Consider the following 20,573-nt stretch of genomic DNA (forward strand, 5'->3'; position numbering starts at 1 on the left):
CCAGCAAGGTCCACGAACCGTAACCATGCGCGTTAATGCCCCATCTCCACAGGCATGCAAATTGTGACGGCCAACCCCACAAACCAATTTGAAAGCCAAAACCTACCATATGCCATCCAAAAAGAAGTCAGGGGCCAATGCCGATACCACCAATACCAAGATCGATGAACTCGCTCCCAACACCGAAAACGCTGCTAACGAATTCATGACCACCAACACCGGCGTCCGCATCAACGACGACCAAAACTCCCTCAAGGCCGGCGATCGTGGGCCTACCCTGCTCGAAGACTTCATCTTACGGGAAAAAATTACGCATTTTGACCATGAACGCATTCCGGAAAGGATCGTCCATGCCCGGGGAAATGCCGCCCACGGCGTGTTCAAACTATACGAGCCCATGGGTAAGTATACCAAAGCAGCATTCCTCAACGACACCAAAACAGAAACACCCGTCTTTGTGCGCTTTTCTACCGTGGCTGGCTCCCGTGGCTCCAGCGACCTGGCCCGCGACGTACGTGGCTTTGCTGTGAAATTCTATACCCAGGAAGGGAACTTCGACCTCGTGGGTAACAATATGCCCGTATTCTTCATTCAGGATGCGGTGAAATTTCCGGACCTCATCCATGCCGTAAAGCCCGAACCCCACAACGAAATACCACAGGCCGCTTCGGCACACGATACTTTCTGGGATTTTATCTCCCTCATGCCCGAGTCGACGCATATGATCATGTGGGCCATGAGCGACCGCGCCATCCCCCGCAGCCTGCGCATGATGGAAGGCTTTGGCGTACACACGTTCCGCTTCATCAACGAACAGGGCAAAGCCTGCTTTGTCAAGTTCCACTGGAAGCCCCTGCTCGGCGTACATTCCGTAGCGTGGGATGAAGCCCAGAAAATATCGGGCAAAGATCCCGACTTTCACCGGCGCGATCTCTGGGAAGCCATCGAAAGCGGTGCCTTTCCCGAATGGGAACTGGGCGTACAGATCGTACCGGAAAAAGATGAGTTCAAATACGATTTCGACCTGCTCGATCCCACCAAGATCATTCCCGAAGAACTGGTGCCGGTACAGCGCATCGGTAAGATGACGCTGAACCGCAACCCCGATAATTTCTTTGCAGAAACAGAACAGGTAGCTTTTCACGTGGGACATGTAGTACCCGGTATCGATTTTACCAACGATCCGCTACTGCAGGGCCGCCTCTTCTCCTATACCGATACGCAGTTGATTCGCCTCGGTGGACCCAATTTCCAGGAGATACCTATTAACCGTCCGGTAGTACCCGTGCACAACAACCAGCGGGATGGGCATATGCGCCAAACCATCAACCAGGGTCGTACCAGTTACAACCCCAATAGCCTGGGCGGCGGTTGCCCCTTCCAGGCCAAATGGGCCGAAGGAGGTTTTGCCTCCCATACCGAAAGGATCGACGCCAGAAAGGTTAGGGAACGTAGTCCCAGTTTCTTTGATCATTTCAGTCAGGCCACGTTGTTTTACAACAGCCAGTCCGACGCCGAAAAAGCGCATATCGTCAAAGCCTTCAGCTTCGAACTCGGCAAAGTAGAAACAGTAGCCATCCGCCAGCGTATGCTCGGCATCTTAACACAGGTGGATAAGGACCTCGCCGTGCAGGTAGCTTACAACCTGGGATTACCGGTACCCAAAAAGCCCGAGCAGCCCATCAACCACAGCATACCAGCCGATGGCAATCCGAAGAAGTACCAGCCCATCCATGTTGAAAGCCGGGTACAACAATCCGGTGCCCTCAGCATGGCCAATACCATCAAAGGAAATATACAAACACGTAAAGTGGCGATCCTCGCGGCAGATGGCGTAGACGCTGCCGCATTGACCACTGTAAAGAATGCGCTCCTATCCAAGGGAGCGGTACCGGAAGTGATTGCCCCGCGTTTGGGATCGATCGTGGCCGCAGACAAAACCGCCATTCCGGTTGATAGAAGTCTGCTGACGGTCGCCTCCGTGTTGTATGATGCAGTATATGTGCCCGGCGGTACCAACAGTGTGGCCACCATCGCCGATGAGCCCGATGCCGTCCATTTCCTGAATGAAGCGTACCGGCATTGCAAAGCCATCGCTTTCGATGCGTCGGCCACCAATGTTTTGGATCAAACCTATTTTGGTAAGAAGGTGCAAAAAGGCATGCCTGGTGAAGACTTCAAGCTGGATGCCGGGGTAGTGATACAGGCCAATCCAAAAAAACTGGCTGAACAATTCATCACCGCCATCGGTCAGCACCGTTTCTGGGAGCGCGAGCAATCCAAAGAAGTACCTGCGTAAGCAGGGATAATGATATTACAACGCGGGCGGATCAAATGATCCGCCCGCGTTGATCTTCTATTTTGCCTCTTTAGCGGCCACCTTTCGGTTGGGGGTAGCCAGTTTTCTCGCTTGCTGCAATTGGGTTTTGAAGATGATATTCTCCTTTACACCGCCAGGCAAAAGATACCATCTGCCCAGAATGCCTAACCAAGCAGTTTCAGAACATTTGTCCTGTAGGCGCCTCCAATTGGAATGGTACGATCGCCGATTTCAAGGCAGTTTCCCTCGATGCTGCGAATATGGTTACGGGCAACGACGAATGACTTGTGCACTTGCAAAAACTCGCCTGCCGGCAGCGACTCCAGGAGCGCGGATATCTTTTCACGAACCAGGATCATTTCATCCAACAATACCACCTTTGTATAATTACCGGTGGCTTCCAGCACTAAAACGGCATCCACTTTTACCTGAATGAATTTCTTATTACTCTGCAGAAAAATGTGACGATGACCGGCATTGGATGTTGATGGTACTGAAAAAGGAGAAACAGTTCCGCTAAATGCCTTGTTGACCGCCTTCAACATCCGCTCAAAACTAAAGGGCTTCAGGAGATAGTCAGCCACAGCATACTCATACCCTTCCAGTGCATGTTCCTGGTAAGCCGTAGTCACGATGACACGCGGCATACGCTCCAGCAACTTCAATAATTCGAACCCCTTCAACACCGGCATGTGCAGATCTAAAAAAACAAGATCCACTTCGTTCGACTGCAGATGTTCAAATGCGGACAAGGCATCATAGCAATGCTTCACCAACCGCATATCAGGCAGCAGATCGCAATACCCTTTGATAATATCATGGGCCATAAATTCGTCGTCAACTATTAAATACCTGATCATACATCATTTAATATTAGTTCGGCCTTGTATACATTATTCACAACTGTTGTAGCGAGTTGATGCTTGTCCGGGTAGGTCAATTCCAGCCTGCGTTGCAGGTTTTGTAACCCGATACCGGTTTTATTGGACTGTCCCCCCGGCGCAAAATTATTTGTAATAACAAAACTGATCGCATCCTCTTTACAGGTCAGGCGAATGTCGACAAAAGCGTTTTCGCGTAAACTATCTACTCCATGCTTGAATGCATTTTCCAGCAGCATAATAAACAACAGTGGCATCACCGTCTTACCCTCGTCAATTGCATCGTGAAAGGTAATGGCGATATGCTTTTGATACCTTGTTTTGTGCAGCTCAATATAGTTCAGCAAATGGTCTCTTTCTTCTTTTAATGTAACAACAGTTTTTTCCCCATCATAAATAGTATAGCGCATCAGGTCAGACAAACGCAAAATCAATTCCCGCGCTTTTACGGGATCTTTCGCTACCCAGCCGTACAGGTTATTGAGCATATTAAAGAAAAAATGAGGGTTTACCTGGCTCTTCAACAGCATTAGTTCCGCGATTGCCTTTTCATGGCGCAACCGCGCGATCGACAACAGTTGCCGCACCAACCAGGCAATACCCAATCCCAATAAAAGTGTATAGTAACCAATGACCAGCTTTGAGATGACAGGGTGATCGATTCCCAGAAAAGAAACGGATGGCTGGTCTGTGACAATCACCTGGATACTCGCTATAATCAGGGGGATGACACCAGCCAGCACCAACCCAACCACTACCCAACGCCTTGCATTTAATCTCCGTGCCATTCCGCAAAATACGATGCAACAACCGGCCTATCAAATCCCTTGATGAACGAAGCCCTCGCGGGGATAAACCACGCTTCTCCAGGGATGAATTCAAAGTTCCAGGGCCAATCGGCTATTCATGGCGCACATCGTTGAACTTGTCACATTTATTTCAAGGCCCCTGCACGCCTTTTTAGGTTTGCCGAAACATTTTAGCAATGAGTATTAAGAAAAGATGCCTAAGGTATTTGAAACACCTCGCTATTACCATTTTCGTCCTGGGTTTATCCGCTGTGCTTTTCGGACTGTATCACGGCGCCAGTTTTAGTTATGGCGAAGATGCCCGGATGATGGACTGGGACCATGACGGCCCCTATGTATTCCAGCAAGGCAATACTTTAAGCGTGGAGTATATCCGGGGAAATCACCACCAGGGGTTTTATACAGACAAGCAGCTATTTTCCGCAGATAGTGCCGTTGCAGCTTACTGCTATTTCCCGCTTGACTCCACACGTTTTGGGTTCCCAATATTACCAGGCACGAAAAAGCCGGCACACACCTATACTGCCGCCAGTAAGATCTTTGCCCTTTCCGATATAGAAAGTAGCTTCAGGGCCTTTCGGGATCTCCTGCTCAACAATGGTGTGATAGACCAAGAGCTGCGCTGGACCTTCGGCACCGGCCACCTCGTACTGGCAGGAGATTTCATTGATCGCGACTTCTCGGCGACGCAGGTCCTTTGGCTGATCTACAAGCTGGAACAAGAAGCCGCAAAGCAGGGTGGGCAGGTACATTATATCCTGGGAAACCATGAATTAAAGAACATGCAGGGGAATTATGAATCGACTTCGCCTAAATACTTCCATGTTTCAGCGATCCTGGGAAAGCAACAACAAGCACTGTATGACACCAACGCTGTGCTGGGAAAATGGATGGCCTCCAAAAATGCAGTCGAAATGATCAATGGTATCCTATTTACGCATGGCGGCATTCATCCGGATATCGCCCAGCGAGGTCTAAGCCTGGAAGATATTAATAAAATTACAGCCCAACATTACTATATTCCCTTCTATCCCCAAGCCGGCAAAAGCAATGCACAATTAGTCACCTCTACGAAAACCGGAGTTTCATGGTACAGGGGCTATTTCAAGGACAACCCAAATCAAAGAGACATAGATCGGATACTGAATCACTTCAAGGCAACCCATATCGTTGTTGGCCATACGCTTCAATCCAGCATCCGCAGGTTATACAACGGAAAGGTAATTGGTATAGATGTAAAGCATCCCAAAGACTACAACAAAAACTTTCCGGCAAAGACCTCGGAAGGGTTGCTGATCGAGGGAAATAAATTTTACAGATGTTCAGATTCTGGCAGCAAGGTGGAAATATAAGGCACCCAACCAGCTGTCCAACTCATAAAAACTAGGTCAGGGAACGCGGCAAAGCCGGCAACACAAACCGGAATGCCGCCCCTTGGCCCGGACTACTGATCACCTGTATCGTAGCCTGGTGAAGCTCCAGTATCTTTTTCACAATGGCCAACCCAATGCCCATGCCTTTCTTCGGCGTATGCCCCTCATTAAGTTGCTTGTAACGGTCAAAGATCAGGGCCAGCTCTTCCTGGGCAATCCCGATGCCCGTATCCACGACCTGCACCAGTATGCCCTCCGGCGTAGCTTCCAGCAACACGGTAATGCGCCCACCATCGGGTGTAAACTTGAAAGCATTGTCGATCAGGTTTTGCAGTACCCGCTCCGTCAATCCAATATCCGCGAATACCGGGGCCAGTGTGCCACTTGATTCCAGGCGCAGGTCGATACGCCGAGCCTCCGCCATCAGTTGGTACGATAGCAGGATATCTGCCGCCAGTTCATTGAGCAGGAATTGCTCTTTCTCCGGGTGTACCTGATTGGCCTCCAGTTTGGCATATTGAAACAACTGATCCACCAAACCCGACAACTTCTTATTGCTTTCAAACACGATGTTGAGGTATTTATCCTTATCTGCTTCGCTCAGGTCTTTTTTGATCAGGAGGGTTTCGATATACCCCTGCATGATCGATAACGGCGTACGCAGGTCATGCGATACATTGGCGATCAACTCCTGCCTGAACTTATCCGTCGCGCTGATCTTGTCGAAATTATCGACGATCACATCCGCCATCTCGTTGAAGGTACTCGTTAGCATACCCAGGTTGCCCTTACCATGACCTTCAATGCGGGCCGCATAATCTCCTTCTTTGAACCGCCGCACCACGCCCGCAATCTGACAAATGCTGTCTGTTATGAGGAAAAACGTGATCGCACCAACGATCAGCGCGATCAGCAGCGCACAGATAAAGAGATAGATGCCCAGTTTGTACGACAGGTCGCCGTTGAGCGAGTGCAGGATCTCCTGCTGCTTTTCACTGGCCAGCACCGCATAGACATACCCCGCCAGTTTGCCACCTTCGTATACCGGTGCTGCCGAAAAGATGCTGGGCTCTCCCGGCATTTTGGGATTATCCCCCATCGGTCGTTCGCCCCCCTTCATCGCCAACCATTGCTGTACCACACCAATATCCACCTGGTGTTGCCGCACCGAACGATCGGGCACCACGTAGTCGGTAATGCGCCCCGTCGTATCGAGCAAATACACTTCGACGCTGGGATTGGCCACCATCATCGAATGAATGATATCGTGCGTTACCGCGGTATCCGGCTGTCCATTTTTGATAGGATGCGTAAACTCGGCCAGGTGCGAAGCAATATTGCCATACAACTCCTGGTGTGCCATGGTATAATAAGAGCGTGATAGCCGGGAGGCAATGAGCACATAGACCAGCCCCAGCACGATCAACAGGATCGTAAAGGCCGCGGTGATCTTCCAGAATAACAGGTTGCCCCGGATCGTTTTTACAGACATGTGATTGGCTTTACAGTTCTTCGTTGAAGCGATACCCTACTCCCCAGGTCGTGAGGATGAAACGCGGATGAGCGATGTCTTCCTCTATCTTGCCCCGCAACCGGTTGATGTGCGAATTGACGGTATGTTCATACCCCTCAAAATCGTATCCCCATACCAGGTTCAGCAGCCGCTTGCGGCTATAACTTTTACCCGGATTGGAGGCCAGCAACGTGACCAGGTCAAATTCTTTGGGGGATAAGTCTACCCGGCTATTGTTCAGCGTCACTTTTCTTTTTTCGGTATCGATCTCAAGTCCATCAAAACGCAATACCGATGTAAGGGCTGTGGCCTCCGGCACGCCTCTACCCTCTTCTTTGCGGCGAAAGATGACCTTTACCCGGGCAATGAACTCCCGTACACTAAATGGCTTGGTAAGGTAATCATCGGCCCCTGTTTCCAATCCTACCACCTTGTCGATCTCCTCCGACTTGGCCGAAAGGATCAGTACCGGTGTATGCCGGTCTACCTGGCGCAGGCGCCTGCAAACCTCCATCCCATTCATGCCCGGCAACATCAGGTCGAGGATGATCAGGTCGAAGGGTTGGTCCAGCGCCAGGGCCAGCCCCTGCTGACCATTGGCCTGCGTCTGTACGGCACATCCCAGGTCCACGAGGTGGATCGTCAGCAAATCGACGATCTGCGCATCATCTTCCAGCAGCAACACCTTATGCATAGGCTTGTGGGTTTGATATTTTACCAAAATTCAGGAAAAATGGCATCCGTACAGCGTTGTGATACTTTTGTTATACTTCTGCAACCGCTTTGGGATATCGCCTGGATTCCTTTGTACCATCAAAAAACAAAGAAAGACATGAAACACCAACTCCTGCAGGCAACGCTCCTGCTCACCGCTACGATATCCCTCCTGGCTTGCAAAAAAGACCACGAAGACATGGCCCAACCAGCTACCCTGATGATCGAGAACGTATTGGCGGCCAAACCGCTCGTGCAATCGGGTACTTTTATGGGGCCTGGCACACCACCAGTCATCCTCCCCGGTCAGTCTGCCTCCATTACTTTTTCTGCCGCTAAGAACCAGCGCCTCTCTTTCGCCACTATGTACGGCTGGAGCAACGACCTTTTCTTTGCCCCCGCCAATCCCGGCATCCGGTTGTACAACGACGACGGCAGCCCCATTACCGGCGACGTATCGGCCCAGGTAAAGCTGTGGGACAATGGCACCCGCCTTAACCAGGCACCCGGCATGAAAGTCACGCATCCGGGTACGGCAGAAGCCACCCCCAAAAACATCAAAGAAGTGAACGGACTCGATGACTATGGCAACACCTACCTGGCCGCCTCGCAGCTCATGCAACTCACCCTCGCCTACAACGGCAACTCGATGTTCACCCTCACCATCAGCAACCACTCGGGCGGCACCGCCAACGAAACACCTTTCAGTCCCGGCGTATGGGCCATCTCTTATGTGGCCGGTCAGGACCTGCTATTGCCAACACCCGTGTATGCCAGCAACCAGCCATCCGCCAACGGATTGACCGATATCGCAGAACGGGGCGATAATATGATGCTGAGCAGTTACCTCACCGCACAAACCGGTATCTTTACCCCCTTATCACCCGTGCTGGTGGTGGTATACAAAGGCGACAACAATCCTTTCTACCAGCCAGGAGAAAAAGACCGGGGCGAGGGCCTGAAAGAATTGGCCCAAAAAGGCAATGCCGATATACTGGCAGCCAGCCTGCAACAAAAGATGGGCGTACAGCAGGTGTATGTGTTGAAAGCAGCGTCCACCACCGTACTGTTGCCCCGCATCGGTGAGAACGCTGGCGGCAAAGTATCCCAATCATTAATGCTCCACACAGGCGACAGAATAGCGATCGCCACGATGTATGGGTTTTCCAATGACTGGTTCTTCGCTACCACGGGCAATGATATTGCCGCCACACAGAAAGGCGATGTAACAAGTACCGTCGCATTGTTTGACAATGGCACGGCCATCAACCAGTTTCCCGGAGCCGGCATTACCCAGTTCAACCTCGCCGGCACCCCGTTATCCGAAAGCTTACCCATTCAAACGGTACCCAATCCCAATGCGTTCACGACACTGCCTCCCATAGCGCAGATCCTGAAAGTAACCTTACAATAAACAACGATACAACAACATGGAAAAGATCATCGGCACACTCCTGCTCGCGCTACTGAGTATAACCTTGGTATACGGACAGGAGACCAGCCAGCGCAAGCAGCAATTCAACATCGAAAAAACAGGCCTGGCCATAGAGGGTTATGACCCGGTAGCCTATTTTACCGGCAACAAAGCGCAGGAAGGTAAAAAGGAGATTAGCATGGTCTATGAGGGCATCACCTACCGGTTTGCCAGCCCGCAAAACAGGGACCTGTTCAAGGCCAATCCGGCGAAATACGAACCACAATACGGCGGCTGGTGCGCCTATGCCATGGGCGCCAAAGGCGAGAAAGTGGAAGTGGACCCGGAAACATTCAAGATACTCAACGGCAAGCTCTACCTGTTTTACAACAAATTCTTCAACAACACATTGAAGAGCTGGAACAAAGAAGAAAACAGCTTACAGACCGCGGCAGATAAAAACTGGACCAAATACTATCATCACTAATATCGAATCGACAACATGAAACAACTCCTGTTCGGCATTGGCGGGTTACTCCTGGCCACACTCAGCACCCAGGCACAACAACAAGAAGTCTTCACGGTAGATGGCAAAGCCATCAAAGGGTACGACCCGGTCGCCTTTTTCAAGGTTGCCATGCCGGTGAAAGGCATCGATAGTTTTTCCTACACGTACAAGGGAGCGCAATGGCAGTTTTGTTCCCGGGAAAACCTCGAGGCCTTCAAGGCCAACCCCGAGGCCTATGCTCCGCAATATGGTGGTTACTGTGCATACGGCACCGCAGAAGGGCATAAGGCGCCTACGCAAACCGACACCTGGACGATCATTAACAACAAGCTTTATTTCAATTACAACAGTAAGGTGAAACAAAGCTGGTTGAAAGATACCACCCACCTCATCGAAAAAGCAGACCGGCAATGGCCGGCGGTAAAGGCGCAATAAGCGCCTTTACCTTACTCAAAAACAACGAATCATGAAAACACGTACAAAGAATACGATCACCTGGATACTGCGGCTGCTGGCAGCCGTGATCATGCTGCAAACCCTGTTCTTCAAGTTTACGGCCGCGCCGGAATCGGTCTATATTTTTACCACCGTAGGCATGGAGCCGTGGGGACGTATTACGGTTGGCATCCTGGAGGCCATTGCCGCCATATTGTTGTTGGTGCCCCGCACAACATCCATCGGCGCCCTGCTTGGACTGGGCCTCATGTCGGGCGCCCTCTTTTTCCATTTTACCACGCTCGGCATTGCTGTACAGGGCGATGGCGGACAATTGTTTCTCTATGCTTTCCTGGTATGGATCAGTTGCCTGGTACTACTGGCCTTTGAACGTCGCGGCATTGGACTAATTAGAAAGCAAAATCGTGTCTAACGCCGGGTTATGAATTTGGGGCAAGATTTGTTGGCAGACCTGGCGGTCTTACAGGCCGAAAAGTGTCAACCCTGTTATTAGCCAGCAAATCTGTAAAATATGAAACATCGATTTCACCAATGGATAACCTGCCTGCTATTGCTGTCGACACATTCCCTATTCAGTCAGGTAGTGTACCAATTCCCGACCGTTACCAATCCGGCCGGATGCCCCTACTCGTATGACATATCCATTTCCATCAAGCTTGATTCAGTCAGTGTTACCAATATCTATTTCGACGACGGCACCACTGGATCATTCGCCTTTCAAACCCACTTCTCCTACACCAATATTTTCTCCAATTCCACCCTCCCAGCAGGCACTTTCTATACCTACGAGATGATCATTTTCTCCGACAACCCCAATCTTAATCAACCCTCGCAGACAAACAACGTTAGCGGTGTACCCTTGGAGACCGGTTCAGCCGGCAACTACCGCCCCTCCAACAACCCAACCTATAATTCCTCAGCATCCGCCCTCGGCCTAGTTTTGGGAGGCGTTTATACCTCTCCTACCATTTTGAATACGCTGGGCTACGACAGCGCCGTCATTCACATCAACCTGCCCTGCCTCGACACCACGATGTCGACGGATAACAACCTGCTGCCTGTATTATGGTCGCCCCTGCAAGTGGCCGTGGTGGACAAACAGGTAACCCTTAGCTGGCAGACCTATACCGAACAGCAGAATGCCGGCTTTTCCATTGAACGGAGCACGGATGGTCGCAACTGGACGAAGATCGGCTTCGTGCTCTCACAGACTGCCGATGGCAACAGTTCGACCATACTATCCTACAGCTTTTCGGAAACCCTTCCCGGCAACAACCAATGCCTGTACCGGGTCATACAGCATGACCTGGATGGCAACCAGGCCATCAGTAATATCGCACGTCTTCGGCCTGGAGGGGCATCCGATCGCAACAGCATCACCGTGTTTCCCAATCCCACGGCGGGAAAGATCAGGCTCAGCGGCGTCAATAGCAACACGCCATTCAACATCTACGACAACAATGGCCGCCTGCTGCAGAAAGGCCTCTACCAACAATACATCCAATTGCAGGTGCTCAAACCAGGCGTTTACTGGATACAGGTGCAGCAAAAAGCCATCCGGTTCGTCGTACAATAAAATCACTCCCGATCAAAATACCCGGATCAGATTACTTTCAATCGGTTTGCATACAATTGGCAGAAACACGCAGGGGCTAAAAATTAGCCCCTTCTTTTTTTCATAGTCTATCAACAATTCAGGATATTGCGTCCATAGCTATAGCAGGTAATCGTCAGGAAGGCGATTACCCATCAATCTAAGGAATCCAACCTATTACCCATGGACTTATTGCAAGAGGAACGCCGGATACAGGCTGTGCAGTGTTACAATTTACTCGATACGCCACCGGAAGAAGAATTTGATCATATTACCCGGTTGACAGCCTCCCTCTTCCATGTGCCCATCGCCATCATTTCGCTGTTTGACAGAACCCGCCAATGGTACAAATCCAGGATAGGACTCACCACCAACGAAATAGCCCGCGAACAATCTTTCTGCAATTTCACCATACAACAAACACAGTTGCTGGAAGTGGAAAATGCCACGCTGGATGAGCGATTCCGCCTCCATCCGAGTGTAGTGCCCGAGCAGGGTGTACGTTTCTATGCCGGCATTTCCATGATCGACGACGAAGGCTATGCACTTGGCACTTTCTGCATCGTAGGTTTTGAACCCAAAAAACTCACGGCTGCCGAAAAAGAGCAATTCCTGCTGCTGGCGCAAACAGCCACCGCCCTCATCAAGAGCTACAAAAAGAAAAACGAAGCGCAGCAGTTTGAAAAGATCTTCGAGGTATCGGCCGATTTTGTAGGCCTCTTTGCCCCCAGTGGCACCATCCTGAAAGCCAATCCGGCTTTCTGCAAGGCCATATCGGTGGACAGGGAACGCCTGGCAACGCTTTCCTTCTTCCAGGTGGTACATCCCGACGATCGGCCAGCTGTACTGGCCCTCTTCCACGACTGCCACCTGTGCGATGCGCCCATCCACTTCACGCATCGTCTACGGGTAGACCACAACGTCTACATCACCGTACAATGGACCATTACGGTGGAGCAGCCCTCTGGACACCTGATCGCCATTGGACGCGATATCACCGAAGCAGTACGCCAGGAACAGGAACTGCAGCGCGCCAGGCAGGAGGCAGAACAAGCCAGCACCGCCAAAAGCAGGTTCCTGGCCAATATGAGTCATGAGATCCGCACACCCCTCAATGGCATCATCGGCTTTGCAGGTCTTTTGAAAGAAACATCAATGACTCCGCTACAGTCGCAATACAGTACCATTATCAACCAATCGGCTACGGTATTATTGGGCCTCATCAATGATATCCTCGACTTTTCCAAGATCGAATCGGGCAAGTTGGAGCTGAACCTGGAAGGAACGAATTTGTCCGATCTCGTGGAGGAAACAGCCCATCTGATTGCCTTCCAAACACAGCAAAAAGGCTTGAAGGTGTTGATCAATACATCGAAGCAGCTGCCGGCCAGGGTACTGATCGATCCGCTGCGCGTGAAGCAAGTGCTTACCAACCTGCTCAGCAATGCCGTTAAGTTTACGGAGCAGGGCCAAATTGAAGTAACTGTGGAGCCCATTCGTCATCACGAAGACGGGCAAATGGATATACTATTTCAAGTCCGCGATACCGGCATCGGCATCCAAAAAGAACACTCCGCTAAGATATTTGAATCATTTTCCCAGGCCGACCCCAGCACCACCCGGAAATATGGTGGCACCGGGCTTGGCCTTTCCATCAGCAACTTACTGCTGGAAAAAATGAACAGCCGGCTGCAGTTATCCAGTGAGCCAGGCAAAGGCAGCACTTTCCATTTTGTCCTGAAAGTGACGATAGACGACCATACCGAACCGGCATCCACCACCACTCGTATTGACCCACCTCCTATTGCTAATCAGTCAACCACTTCCAGCACCTCCCAAAAAGCATCGCTGGCCAATCTACCCCTGAGCATACTGATCGTGGAAGACAATATGGTCAACAAGATCTTTGCACGCACGCTCATAGAACGACTGCTGCCCACCGCTACTATCCACGAAGCCAGCAACGGACTGGAGGCCATTGCTGCCTGCGAACAGTACACGCCCGGCTTCGTGTTGCTCGATGTGCAAATGCCTGAAATGAACGGTATAGAAGCGTGTAAACACATTCGCCGGCAGCCTGCTATGCGCGATAAACCGATCATCGCATTAACGGCCGGCAATGTGGTCGGTGACCGTGAAATATGCCTGGAAGCCGGCATGAATGACTTTCTCGTGAAGCCCTTTGCCCTCGACGACCTGGAAAAGCTGGTCAGGAAGTGGGTTGTCCGGGATAGCAACACGCCCCCTCCGCTTTAACGGCCACCGGTATATTTATTTATTACCTCGCACCGTGCCTGGCAACAGCACGCCCAGCTCTTTTTGCGGGTATACCTCCCCAGTTGCCACAAATGCTAAATCCGTGCAGGTTTGTTTTGATGAGCCAGGTCAATTCCATTAAGTTTAAGTATCCATTCACCTCCTTCCCTACACTGCAGTTTCGTTCATCACCCGCTTAAATTAAAGCAAATGAAAATCATATACTTTACGTTATGTATGATCCTGCTGTTGTCATTCGTTTTTGTGCAGGGACAGGAGGTAGATAAAATGCCACAGCTCATCAAAGAGCGTTACACCATTTCCGGGGGTATCCTCGGCGCATATAACCTGACCAGGCTGCGCGTGGGAGACAACAACGGCTCCGTCGAGTCAGACGGCTGGAAATCGGGCTTTGCCGGCGGACTCTGGGCCAACTTCCCGCTAGGCGGCAAAGTAGTATCCATCGAACCGCAGGTACAATACTCCCGCGTAGGCGGCAAAATAAAAACACCCAGTCCCAGTGGCAATCTCGATCAAACGCTCGACTACCTCTCCGTACCGCTCTTGTTCAAATGGAGCTCAAAGTCGGTAGCCCTGTTTGTAGGTCCGCAATTCGATTTTCTCCTGAGTGCGAAAAACAAAAACACCGATACCGACAACAAAGATGCCTTTGAAAGCAACGATATCGCCGTCACCGGTGGCATCGAGTTCATTCCACACGGGCGCATTACCATTTATGCGCGGTATATACATGGGTTTAAAAATGCCAACACCACGTCGTCTCCCGAATACTTCAACCAGGGCGGACAGGCAGGCATTAAACTGAAATTGTTCGGGAAATTCGTACCCGGTGATAAAGATGCCGATGGTGTCATCGATTCAAAAGATAAATGTCCGACGGTGATCGGCCTCGACCGCTATCAAGGCTGTCCGATTCCCGATACAGACGGCGATGGCGTAAATGACGAGGTAGACAAATGTCCCAACCAGACCGGCCTCGCCAAATACCAGGGTTGTCCCATTCCCGATACCGATGGTGATGGCATCAATGATGAAGAAGACAAATGCCCCAACGAAAAGGGTACGGCCAAGTACCAGGGTTGCCCGGTACCCGATACCGATGGTGATGGTATCAATGATGAAATGGATAAGTGCCCCAACGAGAAGGGCCTTGAAAAATACCAGGGATGCCCCATTCCTGATAGTGATGGCGACGGCATCAATGATGAAGAAGACAGGTGCCCCAACGAGCCTGGTGTACCGGAAATGAAAGGTTGTAAGAAGATCGAGAAGTTTGAAGCCAGCAGGGTCACCTTTGCCAGCAGCAAATCCATCCTGACGAAACAGGGCATGACCGAACTGGATATTGTGGTAGCCTTTATGCAACGTGCACCCGAAGGAGTCAAGATCAATCTGGTTGGTCATACAGACAATACGGGGTCCGACAAGATCAATGACCCGCTATCGCAAGCCAGGGCCGATGCTGCCAAAGCCTACCTGGTGAGCAAAGGCATCAGTGCAGACCGGATATCGACCGAAGGCCGCGGATCGGGAGAGCCCATCGCCCCCAACGACACAAAAGCCGGCAAAGCACAGAACAGAAGAGTGGAAGTGAAAATACAATAGACTCACATTACCATAGAGCCATCCAACCCCACAAGCGGAGTGATCCATTCGGACACTCCGCTTTGCTATCAGTACTACTGCAACGGCCAATCACTTATTTACTTATATTGGATCAATAAACTTTACTGGTACCATCAAATACCTTGCATGATCCATTCAGCATCGCTCAAACTGTCCGTTCTTGCTGCATTTTTGTTAGCCATTGCATGGACGGCTCCTGCCCAATCAACTACCAGGAGCGCCGGCAAAGCCTCCTCCAGCCAACGCCCCAATGTTATCATCATCCTAACGGACGACATGGGTTATACGGATATCGGTCACTTCGGTGGCCGCTTCGTGCCTACGCCCGGCATTGACCGGCTGGCACAACAAGGCCGCAGCTTTCACCAGTATTATAGTCCGGCCCCCATCTGCTCCCCCTCGCGCGCCGGCCTGCTTACGGGCACCTACCCCGGCCGCTGGAACTTTGCCACCTACCTCGACAATAAAAAACACAACCGGGAAGCCGAACAGGTCGACTTCCTCGATCCATCAGCCCCTTCCATTGCCCGCTTCTTCAAAAACGCCGGATACGCCACCGGTCATTTCGGCAAATGGCACCTGGGTGGTGGCAGAGATGTAAAGAACGCACCAGGCTTCGTGCAATATGGCATTGACGAACATGCCAGCACCTACGAGAGTCCTGAACCCGACCCATTACTAACAGCTACCAACTGGATCTGGTCCGACAAGGACAGCATCAAGCGTTGGAACCGCACCCAATACTTCGTCGACAAAACGCTCGACTTCCTGCGACGGCACCCCGACCAACCCTGCTTCATCAACCTATGGCCCGATGATGTGCACACACCCTGGGTGCCGCAAAAAAACGATGGCGATACCGGCAAGCTGCCACTCAATGCCGAGCAGGAGCCGGCCTTCAAACGCGTACTCACCGAATACGACCGGCAGATCGGCCGCTTGCTCGAACAATTGGATAAAATGGGCATTGCCAACAACACCATCGTCATTTTCACCAGCGACAATGGCCCTTTGCCCAGTTTCCGGGGCAGCCGCGCCGCCGGACTACGCGGCACCAAATTATCCCTGTACGAGGGCGGTACCCGCATGCCTTTTATCATAAGCTGGCCGGGTCATATCCCGGCTGCTTCGCTCGATACCAGTTCGGTGATCAGCGGGCTCGATCTACTGCCCTCGCTGGCCAACATTTGCAAGGTCCCACTTCCCCGCCCTTACGCGGGCGATGGAACCGATATCAGTAAGGTATTGCTGGGCAAGCCAGCCACCCGCACAAAAGACATCTGCTGGGAATATGGCCGCAACAACATCGCCTATCGGTACCCGGCAGCTCATGATAAAAGTCCGCAACTCGCCATCCGATCGGGCGACTGGAAACTATTGATGAACAGCGATGGCACCGGTGCGCAGTTATTCAATATCCTGAAAGATCCGCATGAAGATAATAACCTGGCATCCACCAAACCGGCTATTGCACAAAAACTCTCGGCAAAGCTCATGACCTGGTGGACATCATTGCCGAAGTATACCGCGCAACCATAATCAACCGCTCAAAAGTTCCACCACCTATCCTATTTCCGTGCCTCCCGGGCAAGCGATATCGCTATGCCTCCACACCAACAGACTGGCACTCAACGGTGATGCACCCGCCTGCAGATTAAACCAGGATCAGCCGGCTGCCATTCCATTATTTTTCCTTTGAAATATTAAAGAATCTATCTACTTTGCAATTCAAAGTGCTTTTAACCACAGAAACCATACACCCTTTTTATAGCGCTCACGGGCTTTGAACCATAAGTAATCACACCTAAAAATAACGTCATGATTACCACCGGGATGAAAACCATGCTGGCCATACTGTGCTGCCTGTTAGTTTGCGGTATCAGCCACGCCCAAACACTCGACAAGGCCAGGCTCGATCTGTTGTTTGACCGCCTGCTCGACAAGCACAAAGGCATGGGTAGTATCACGCTCACCAAAGACGGTAAGCTGCTGTACACGCATTCATTTGGCTATGCGCAGATCACCGATGCCGGCAATAAACCGTTGACCGACAACACCCGGTACCGCATTGCTTCGATCACCAAAACCTATACCGCCGTAATGATCCTGCAACTGGTGGAAGAAGGCAAACTCAAACTGACCTCCCCCCTCGGCCAATTCTTTCCGCAGATTCCGAATGCAGACAAGATCACGATCGCACAGATCCTGCAGCACCGCAGTGGCATCCCCGACATGACCGTCGATCCCGGTTGGAGAGCACAAGCCCATACCCACGAAGAGATCGTGGCCGCCATCGCCAAGGGCAAACCCTTGTTTGAGCCCGACAGCCAGCACCTCTACAGCAATACAGGTTATGTGCTGCTGGGTTATATATTGGAAAAAGTAGAAGGCAAGCCCTACGCGGACATACTACAACGACGCATCAACAAAAAGATCGGATTACAAAATACCTACCTGGGTATCGGCAACACTGATACAAGCAAGCAGGAGGCGCTTTCGTACCGGTATATGGGTGCCTGGAAGGAAGTGCCGGAGATGGACCTCAGCATTCCCGCCGGTGCCGGCGCCATCATCGCCACCCCAACCGATATGTGCCACTTTATCACCGCCTTGTTTGAAGGGAAACTGCTTTCTAAAAAAAGTCTTGATTTGATGACCACGATGCGCGACGGTGAAGGCATGGGCATGGAACCTTTCTCATTTGCCGGCCACACGCTGTATGGCCATACAGGCGGCAGCAATGTGTCGGGCTCCTGGCTGGCCTATGAGCCTACTGAAAAACTGGCCCTGGCCTATACCACCAATGCCAAGATCTATCCCGTGAAGGACATCGTTGCCGGTGTTTTCGACATCTACTGGAACAAACCTTACCAGGTACCTACGTTCGACGCCGTGGCCGTGAGCGACGAATTGCTCAATCAATATGTTGGTGTTTACGTAATCGCCGGTACGCCGGCGAAGATGACAGTTACCAAAAACGGCAGCAACCTGTTCATCGACAACAATGGAAACGCCATTCCGCTCGAAGCGACCTCCGATACCACCTTTACCCTCGCCCCCGGCGTTACCGTTACCTTCGATACCGCCAACAAACAAATGACCATCAAGCGTCCCCAGGGAGAAAGAGTGTTTACAAAGCAGCCATGAGCCCATGGCACAGGCTTTGCAAACCTGCCAGTGGCAGCCCTTTCCTTAAAACCGGCCGCCCATTCAACCTACCTTTTTATGGAGTGGAAAGAGATCTTGCTGAGCGACCTGAGCTGGTCGGCCGCATTGGAAATACTCATACGTACGCTATTGATGTTCACCTTCGTATTGCTGATGCTACGGGCCTCGGGCAAGAAGGGGGTGCGACAACTATCGATCTTCGAGGTAGCCATCATCATAGCGCTGGGTTCCGCAGCCGGTGATCCCATGTTCCGGCAGGATGATGCGATCGTTCCTTCACTCATCGTTTTTACGGCCATCCTCGTCTTCTACCGCGGCATTACCTGGTTATCGGCCCGCTTCGAACGGTTTGAAAGTATTTTGGAAGGCGATCCGGTGACGATCATCAAAGACGGACAGATCGAGCTCAACAACAAAGGCAACTCGCCGTTTGCGCGGGATGAGTTCTTTGCGGAGATGCGGGCGAAAAGCATCGAGCACATGGGGCAGGTAAGGCTCGCCGTGCTGGAAACCAATGGTACGGTCAGTTTCTTTTACTTCGAAGACAAAGACGTAAAGCCCGGCCTGCCGGTATTGCCCGACACCTACGAAACAGCCTGCACGCATATAGCGGGCGATGGACTATATGCGTGTTGTTATTGTGCCCATACACTGCCGCTGAAGGCTGGTAAGCACCAATGCCCGCGCTGCGATAAAAAGGAATGGGTGAAGGCGATCGATACGCGCCGTATTACTTAACCGGCCATGCTGCACCCTACCTACCCGGGGCGGGATACTTAGCCGCCACTGCATCGATTACGAGTACCCAGTCGTTACCGGTGCCGATGGATGGCGGGGTAAATTCTGCGGCAGCCTTTCGCTGTACCGTCCCGATCTTACTGGCCTTGCCATCTTTGGGATTGAACCACCAGGCGACAAATGCATCGCCACTCAGCAACGAGAGGTCGACCTGCACCGTTTTACCGATCGGCAGGTAGATCATGGCGTAGCTATCCTTGCCTTTCGGCTGGATACTACGTACTTCTTGCCTCCCGATCCGCAGCCTATATTTCGGTACATTAGCGCATGAAATGGATCACCCGCGAAAGACCTAAGATCGACCGCATCGCCTGCCCCTGGCTCCTGCTTCGCTTTGTGGATCCGGAAGCGGAAATCATCTATGTACCGTTTGACCAGGTGCTGCCGCTGTCTCAATCGCTGCCAGCCATTCCCTTCGACATTCCCGGTGTGGAATATACCCACTATGGAAAGGATTGCACCTTCGACTACATCATTCGCAAACACGGCATTACAGACCAGGCGGTCCTCGATATGGCGCCTATTGTGCGCGGGGCCGATACCGACAAACACGAACTGGCCCGGCAGGCGGCCGGCTTATGGGCCATTGCAGCCGGCATGGCTTACAATTACCCCGATGATCAGGTGCTGCTGCAACAAGGCATGATCATTTATGATGCGTTGTACAGCTGGGCCAAATACCTGCAACAGGAACGGCACCTGCAACATCCGCAGGAAGACCTGCTGATCCAGGTATTTGATAAATTCCTGAAAGCCCATACCACGAAAAAAATCCCGGCCTGGGCCCGTGAACTCAAAGAAATGATCCAGGATCATATCGACAGCAACCTCAACCTCACCGAGCTGTCGCGTAACCTCGATATCAATCCTTCGTATTTATCGCGTGAGTTCTCCAAACATTTCGATAACCTCAGTTTTGGCGAATACATCCGCCGGCAACGCATAGAAAAAGCCATCGACCTGATGAAAGACCCAGCCCATTCACTCACGCATATCGCTTACCTCACCGGCTTCTCGGACCAAAGCCATTTTACGCGCATCTTTAAGAAGCATACCGGGCAAAGTCCTTCCGCGTATCGTAAAAAAAACAGCCCAAAAGGTAAAGAATAGACCACGCAGTAA

General features: G+C 51.5%; 18 protein-coding genes. 13 read left to right on the forward strand and 5 right to left on the reverse strand.

Annotation, left to right across the window (positions count from 1 at the left end):
- Positions 1–109: 109 nt before the first annotated feature.
- On the forward strand, positions 110–2,299 hold the full coding sequence (gene katE / locus P2W70_RS31220; protein WP_276485532.1) for a catalase HPII: 2,190 nt from the start codon (positions 110–112) through the stop codon (positions 2,297–2,299).
- Between the two features lie 185 nt (positions 2,300–2,484).
- Here katE and P2W70_RS31225 read toward each other — a convergent pair whose 3' ends face one another.
- The gene (locus P2W70_RS31225) at positions 2,485–3,180 is read right to left on the reverse strand and encodes a LytR/AlgR family response regulator transcription factor (protein WP_276485533.1); all 696 of its coding nucleotides are present in this window, start codon (positions 3,178–3,180) and stop codon (positions 2,485–2,487) included.
- A complete protein-coding gene (locus tag P2W70_RS31230) occupies positions 3,177–3,944 on the reverse strand; it encodes a sensor histidine kinase (RefSeq protein ID WP_276485534.1) in 768 nt (255 codons plus the stop codon). Before P2W70_RS31230 ends, P2W70_RS31225 begins: the two co-directional genes overlap by 4 nt.
- A 272-nt stretch (positions 3,945–4,216) precedes the next feature.
- Here P2W70_RS31230 and P2W70_RS31235 point away from each other — a divergent pair, with 272 nt between their 5' ends.
- Positions 4,217–5,362 carry a metallophosphoesterase gene (locus P2W70_RS31235; RefSeq protein ID WP_276485535.1) on the forward strand — a complete coding sequence of 382 codons (1,146 nt, stop codon included), beginning with the start codon at positions 4,217–4,219 and terminating at the stop codon, positions 5,360–5,362.
- Positions 5,363–5,393: 31 nt separating this feature from the next.
- On the opposite strand, the gene P2W70_RS31240 is transcribed toward P2W70_RS31235, so the two are convergent.
- Positions 5,394–6,875 carry a sensor histidine kinase gene (locus P2W70_RS31240; protein WP_276485536.1) on the reverse strand — a complete coding sequence of 494 codons (1,482 nt, stop codon included), beginning with the start codon at positions 6,873–6,875 and terminating at the stop codon, positions 5,394–5,396.
- A gap of 10 nt (positions 6,876–6,885) precedes the next feature.
- Entirely contained in the window at positions 6,886–7,590 is a 705-nt protein-coding gene (locus P2W70_RS31245) for a response regulator transcription factor (RefSeq protein WP_276485537.1), read from the reverse strand.
- Between the two features lie 138 nt (positions 7,591–7,728).
- On the opposite strand from P2W70_RS31245, the gene P2W70_RS31250 reads away from it, so the two are divergent.
- The 10 genes from P2W70_RS31250 (at position 7,729) to P2W70_RS31295 (ending at position 19,391) form a co-directional block, all read left to right on the forward strand.
- Positions 7,729–9,024, forward strand: coding sequence for a spondin domain-containing protein (locus P2W70_RS31250; RefSeq protein ID WP_276485538.1), 1,296 nt, complete (start codon positions 7,729–7,731; stop codon positions 9,022–9,024).
- 16 nt (positions 9,025–9,040) lie between these two features.
- On the forward strand, positions 9,041–9,511 hold the full coding sequence (locus P2W70_RS31255) for a YHS domain-containing (seleno)protein (protein WP_276485539.1): 471 nt from the start codon (positions 9,041–9,043) through the stop codon (positions 9,509–9,511).
- Between the two features lie 15 nt (positions 9,512–9,526).
- Positions 9,527–9,967: a YHS domain-containing (seleno)protein gene (locus P2W70_RS31260; RefSeq protein WP_276485540.1), complete on the forward strand. Its 441-nt coding sequence runs from the start codon at positions 9,527–9,529 to the stop codon at positions 9,965–9,967.
- A gap of 31 nt (positions 9,968–9,998) precedes the next feature.
- Positions 9,999–10,400 (forward strand): DoxX family protein, encoded by a 402-nt coding sequence (locus tag P2W70_RS31265; protein ID WP_276485541.1) that lies wholly within the window; start codon positions 9,999–10,001, stop codon positions 10,398–10,400.
- Positions 10,401–10,499: 99 nt separating this feature from the next.
- A complete protein-coding gene (locus tag P2W70_RS31270) occupies positions 10,500–11,564 on the forward strand; it encodes a T9SS type A sorting domain-containing protein (protein ID WP_276485542.1) in 1,065 nt (354 codons plus the stop codon).
- Positions 11,565–11,765: 201 nt separating this feature from the next.
- Positions 11,766–13,838 (forward strand): hybrid sensor histidine kinase/response regulator, encoded by a 2,073-nt coding sequence (locus tag P2W70_RS31275; protein WP_276485543.1) that lies wholly within the window; start codon positions 11,766–11,768, stop codon positions 13,836–13,838.
- 210 nt (positions 13,839–14,048) lie between these two features.
- On the forward strand, positions 14,049–15,464 hold the full coding sequence (locus tag P2W70_RS31280) for an OmpA family protein (protein ID WP_276485544.1): 1,416 nt from the start codon (positions 14,049–14,051) through the stop codon (positions 15,462–15,464).
- A gap of 147 nt (positions 15,465–15,611) precedes the next feature.
- Complete coding sequence (locus tag P2W70_RS31285; protein ID WP_276485545.1) at positions 15,612–17,024, forward strand: sulfatase family protein; 1,413 nt, start codon at positions 15,612–15,614, stop codon at positions 17,022–17,024.
- 279 nt (positions 17,025–17,303) lie between these two features.
- Positions 17,304–18,632: a serine hydrolase domain-containing protein gene (locus P2W70_RS31290; RefSeq protein ID WP_276485546.1), complete on the forward strand. Its 1,329-nt coding sequence runs from the start codon at positions 17,304–17,306 to the stop codon at positions 18,630–18,632.
- Positions 18,633–18,710: 78 nt separating this feature from the next.
- A complete protein-coding gene (locus tag P2W70_RS31295) occupies positions 18,711–19,391 on the forward strand; it encodes a DUF421 domain-containing protein (RefSeq protein WP_276485547.1) in 681 nt (226 codons plus the stop codon).
- A gap of 16 nt (positions 19,392–19,407) precedes the next feature.
- Here the strand turns inward: P2W70_RS31295 and P2W70_RS31300 are convergent, their stop codons facing one another.
- Entirely contained in the window at positions 19,408–19,725 is a 318-nt protein-coding gene (locus P2W70_RS31300; RefSeq protein WP_338119872.1) for a putative collagen-binding domain-containing protein, read from the reverse strand.
- On the opposite strand from P2W70_RS31300, the gene P2W70_RS31305 reads away from it, so the two are divergent.
- Complete coding sequence (locus tag P2W70_RS31305; protein ID WP_276485548.1) at positions 19,719–20,561, forward strand: chromate resistance protein ChrB domain-containing protein; 843 nt, start codon at positions 19,719–19,721, stop codon at positions 20,559–20,561. The genes P2W70_RS31300 and P2W70_RS31305 overlap by 7 nt on opposite strands.
- The last annotated feature ends 12 nt before the right edge of the window (positions 20,562–20,573 follow it).

This window comes from Paraflavitalea pollutisoli, assembly GCF_029360705.1.
Lineage (GTDB): Bacteria > Bacteroidota > Bacteroidia > Chitinophagales > Chitinophagaceae > Paraflavitalea > Paraflavitalea pollutisoli.

Excerpts from the sequence above, each read along its gene's own strand:
- P2W70_RS31275 (WP_276485543.1), top strand. The coding sequence starts at position 11,766 with ATGGACTTATTGCAAGAGGAACGCCGGATACAGGCTGTGCAGTGTTAC.
- katE (WP_276485532.1), top strand. The coding sequence starts at position 110 with ATGCCATCCAAAAAGAAGTCAGGGGCCAATGCCGATACCACCAATACC.
- P2W70_RS31290 (WP_276485546.1), top strand. The coding sequence starts at position 17,304 with ATGATTACCACCGGGATGAAAACCATGCTGGCCATACTGTGCTGCCTG.
- P2W70_RS31240 (WP_276485536.1), bottom strand. The coding sequence starts at position 6,875 with ATGTCTGTAAAAACGATCCGGGGCAACCTGTTATTCTGGAAGATCACC.
- P2W70_RS31225 (WP_276485533.1), bottom strand. The coding sequence starts at position 3,180 with ATGATCAGGTATTTAATAGTTGACGACGAATTTATGGCCCATGATATT.
- P2W70_RS31280 (WP_276485544.1), top strand. The coding sequence starts at position 14,049 with ATGAAAATCATATACTTTACGTTATGTATGATCCTGCTGTTGTCATTC.
- P2W70_RS31250 (WP_276485538.1), top strand. The coding sequence starts at position 7,729 with ATGAAACACCAACTCCTGCAGGCAACGCTCCTGCTCACCGCTACGATA.
- P2W70_RS31285 (WP_276485545.1), top strand. The coding sequence starts at position 15,612 with ATGATCCATTCAGCATCGCTCAAACTGTCCGTTCTTGCTGCATTTTTG.
- P2W70_RS31305 (WP_276485548.1), top strand. The coding sequence starts at position 19,719 with ATGAAATGGATCACCCGCGAAAGACCTAAGATCGACCGCATCGCCTGC.
- P2W70_RS31295 (WP_276485547.1), top strand. The coding sequence starts at position 18,711 with ATGGAGTGGAAAGAGATCTTGCTGAGCGACCTGAGCTGGTCGGCCGCA.
- P2W70_RS31245 (WP_276485537.1), bottom strand. The coding sequence starts at position 7,590 with ATGCATAAGGTGTTGCTGCTGGAAGATGATGCGCAGATCGTCGATTTG.
- P2W70_RS31265 (WP_276485541.1), top strand. The coding sequence starts at position 9,999 with ATGAAAACACGTACAAAGAATACGATCACCTGGATACTGCGGCTGCTG.
- P2W70_RS31260 (WP_276485540.1), top strand. The coding sequence starts at position 9,527 with ATGAAACAACTCCTGTTCGGCATTGGCGGGTTACTCCTGGCCACACTC.
- P2W70_RS31255 (WP_276485539.1), top strand. The coding sequence starts at position 9,041 with ATGGAAAAGATCATCGGCACACTCCTGCTCGCGCTACTGAGTATAACC.
- P2W70_RS31270 (WP_276485542.1), top strand. The coding sequence starts at position 10,500 with ATGAAACATCGATTTCACCAATGGATAACCTGCCTGCTATTGCTGTCG.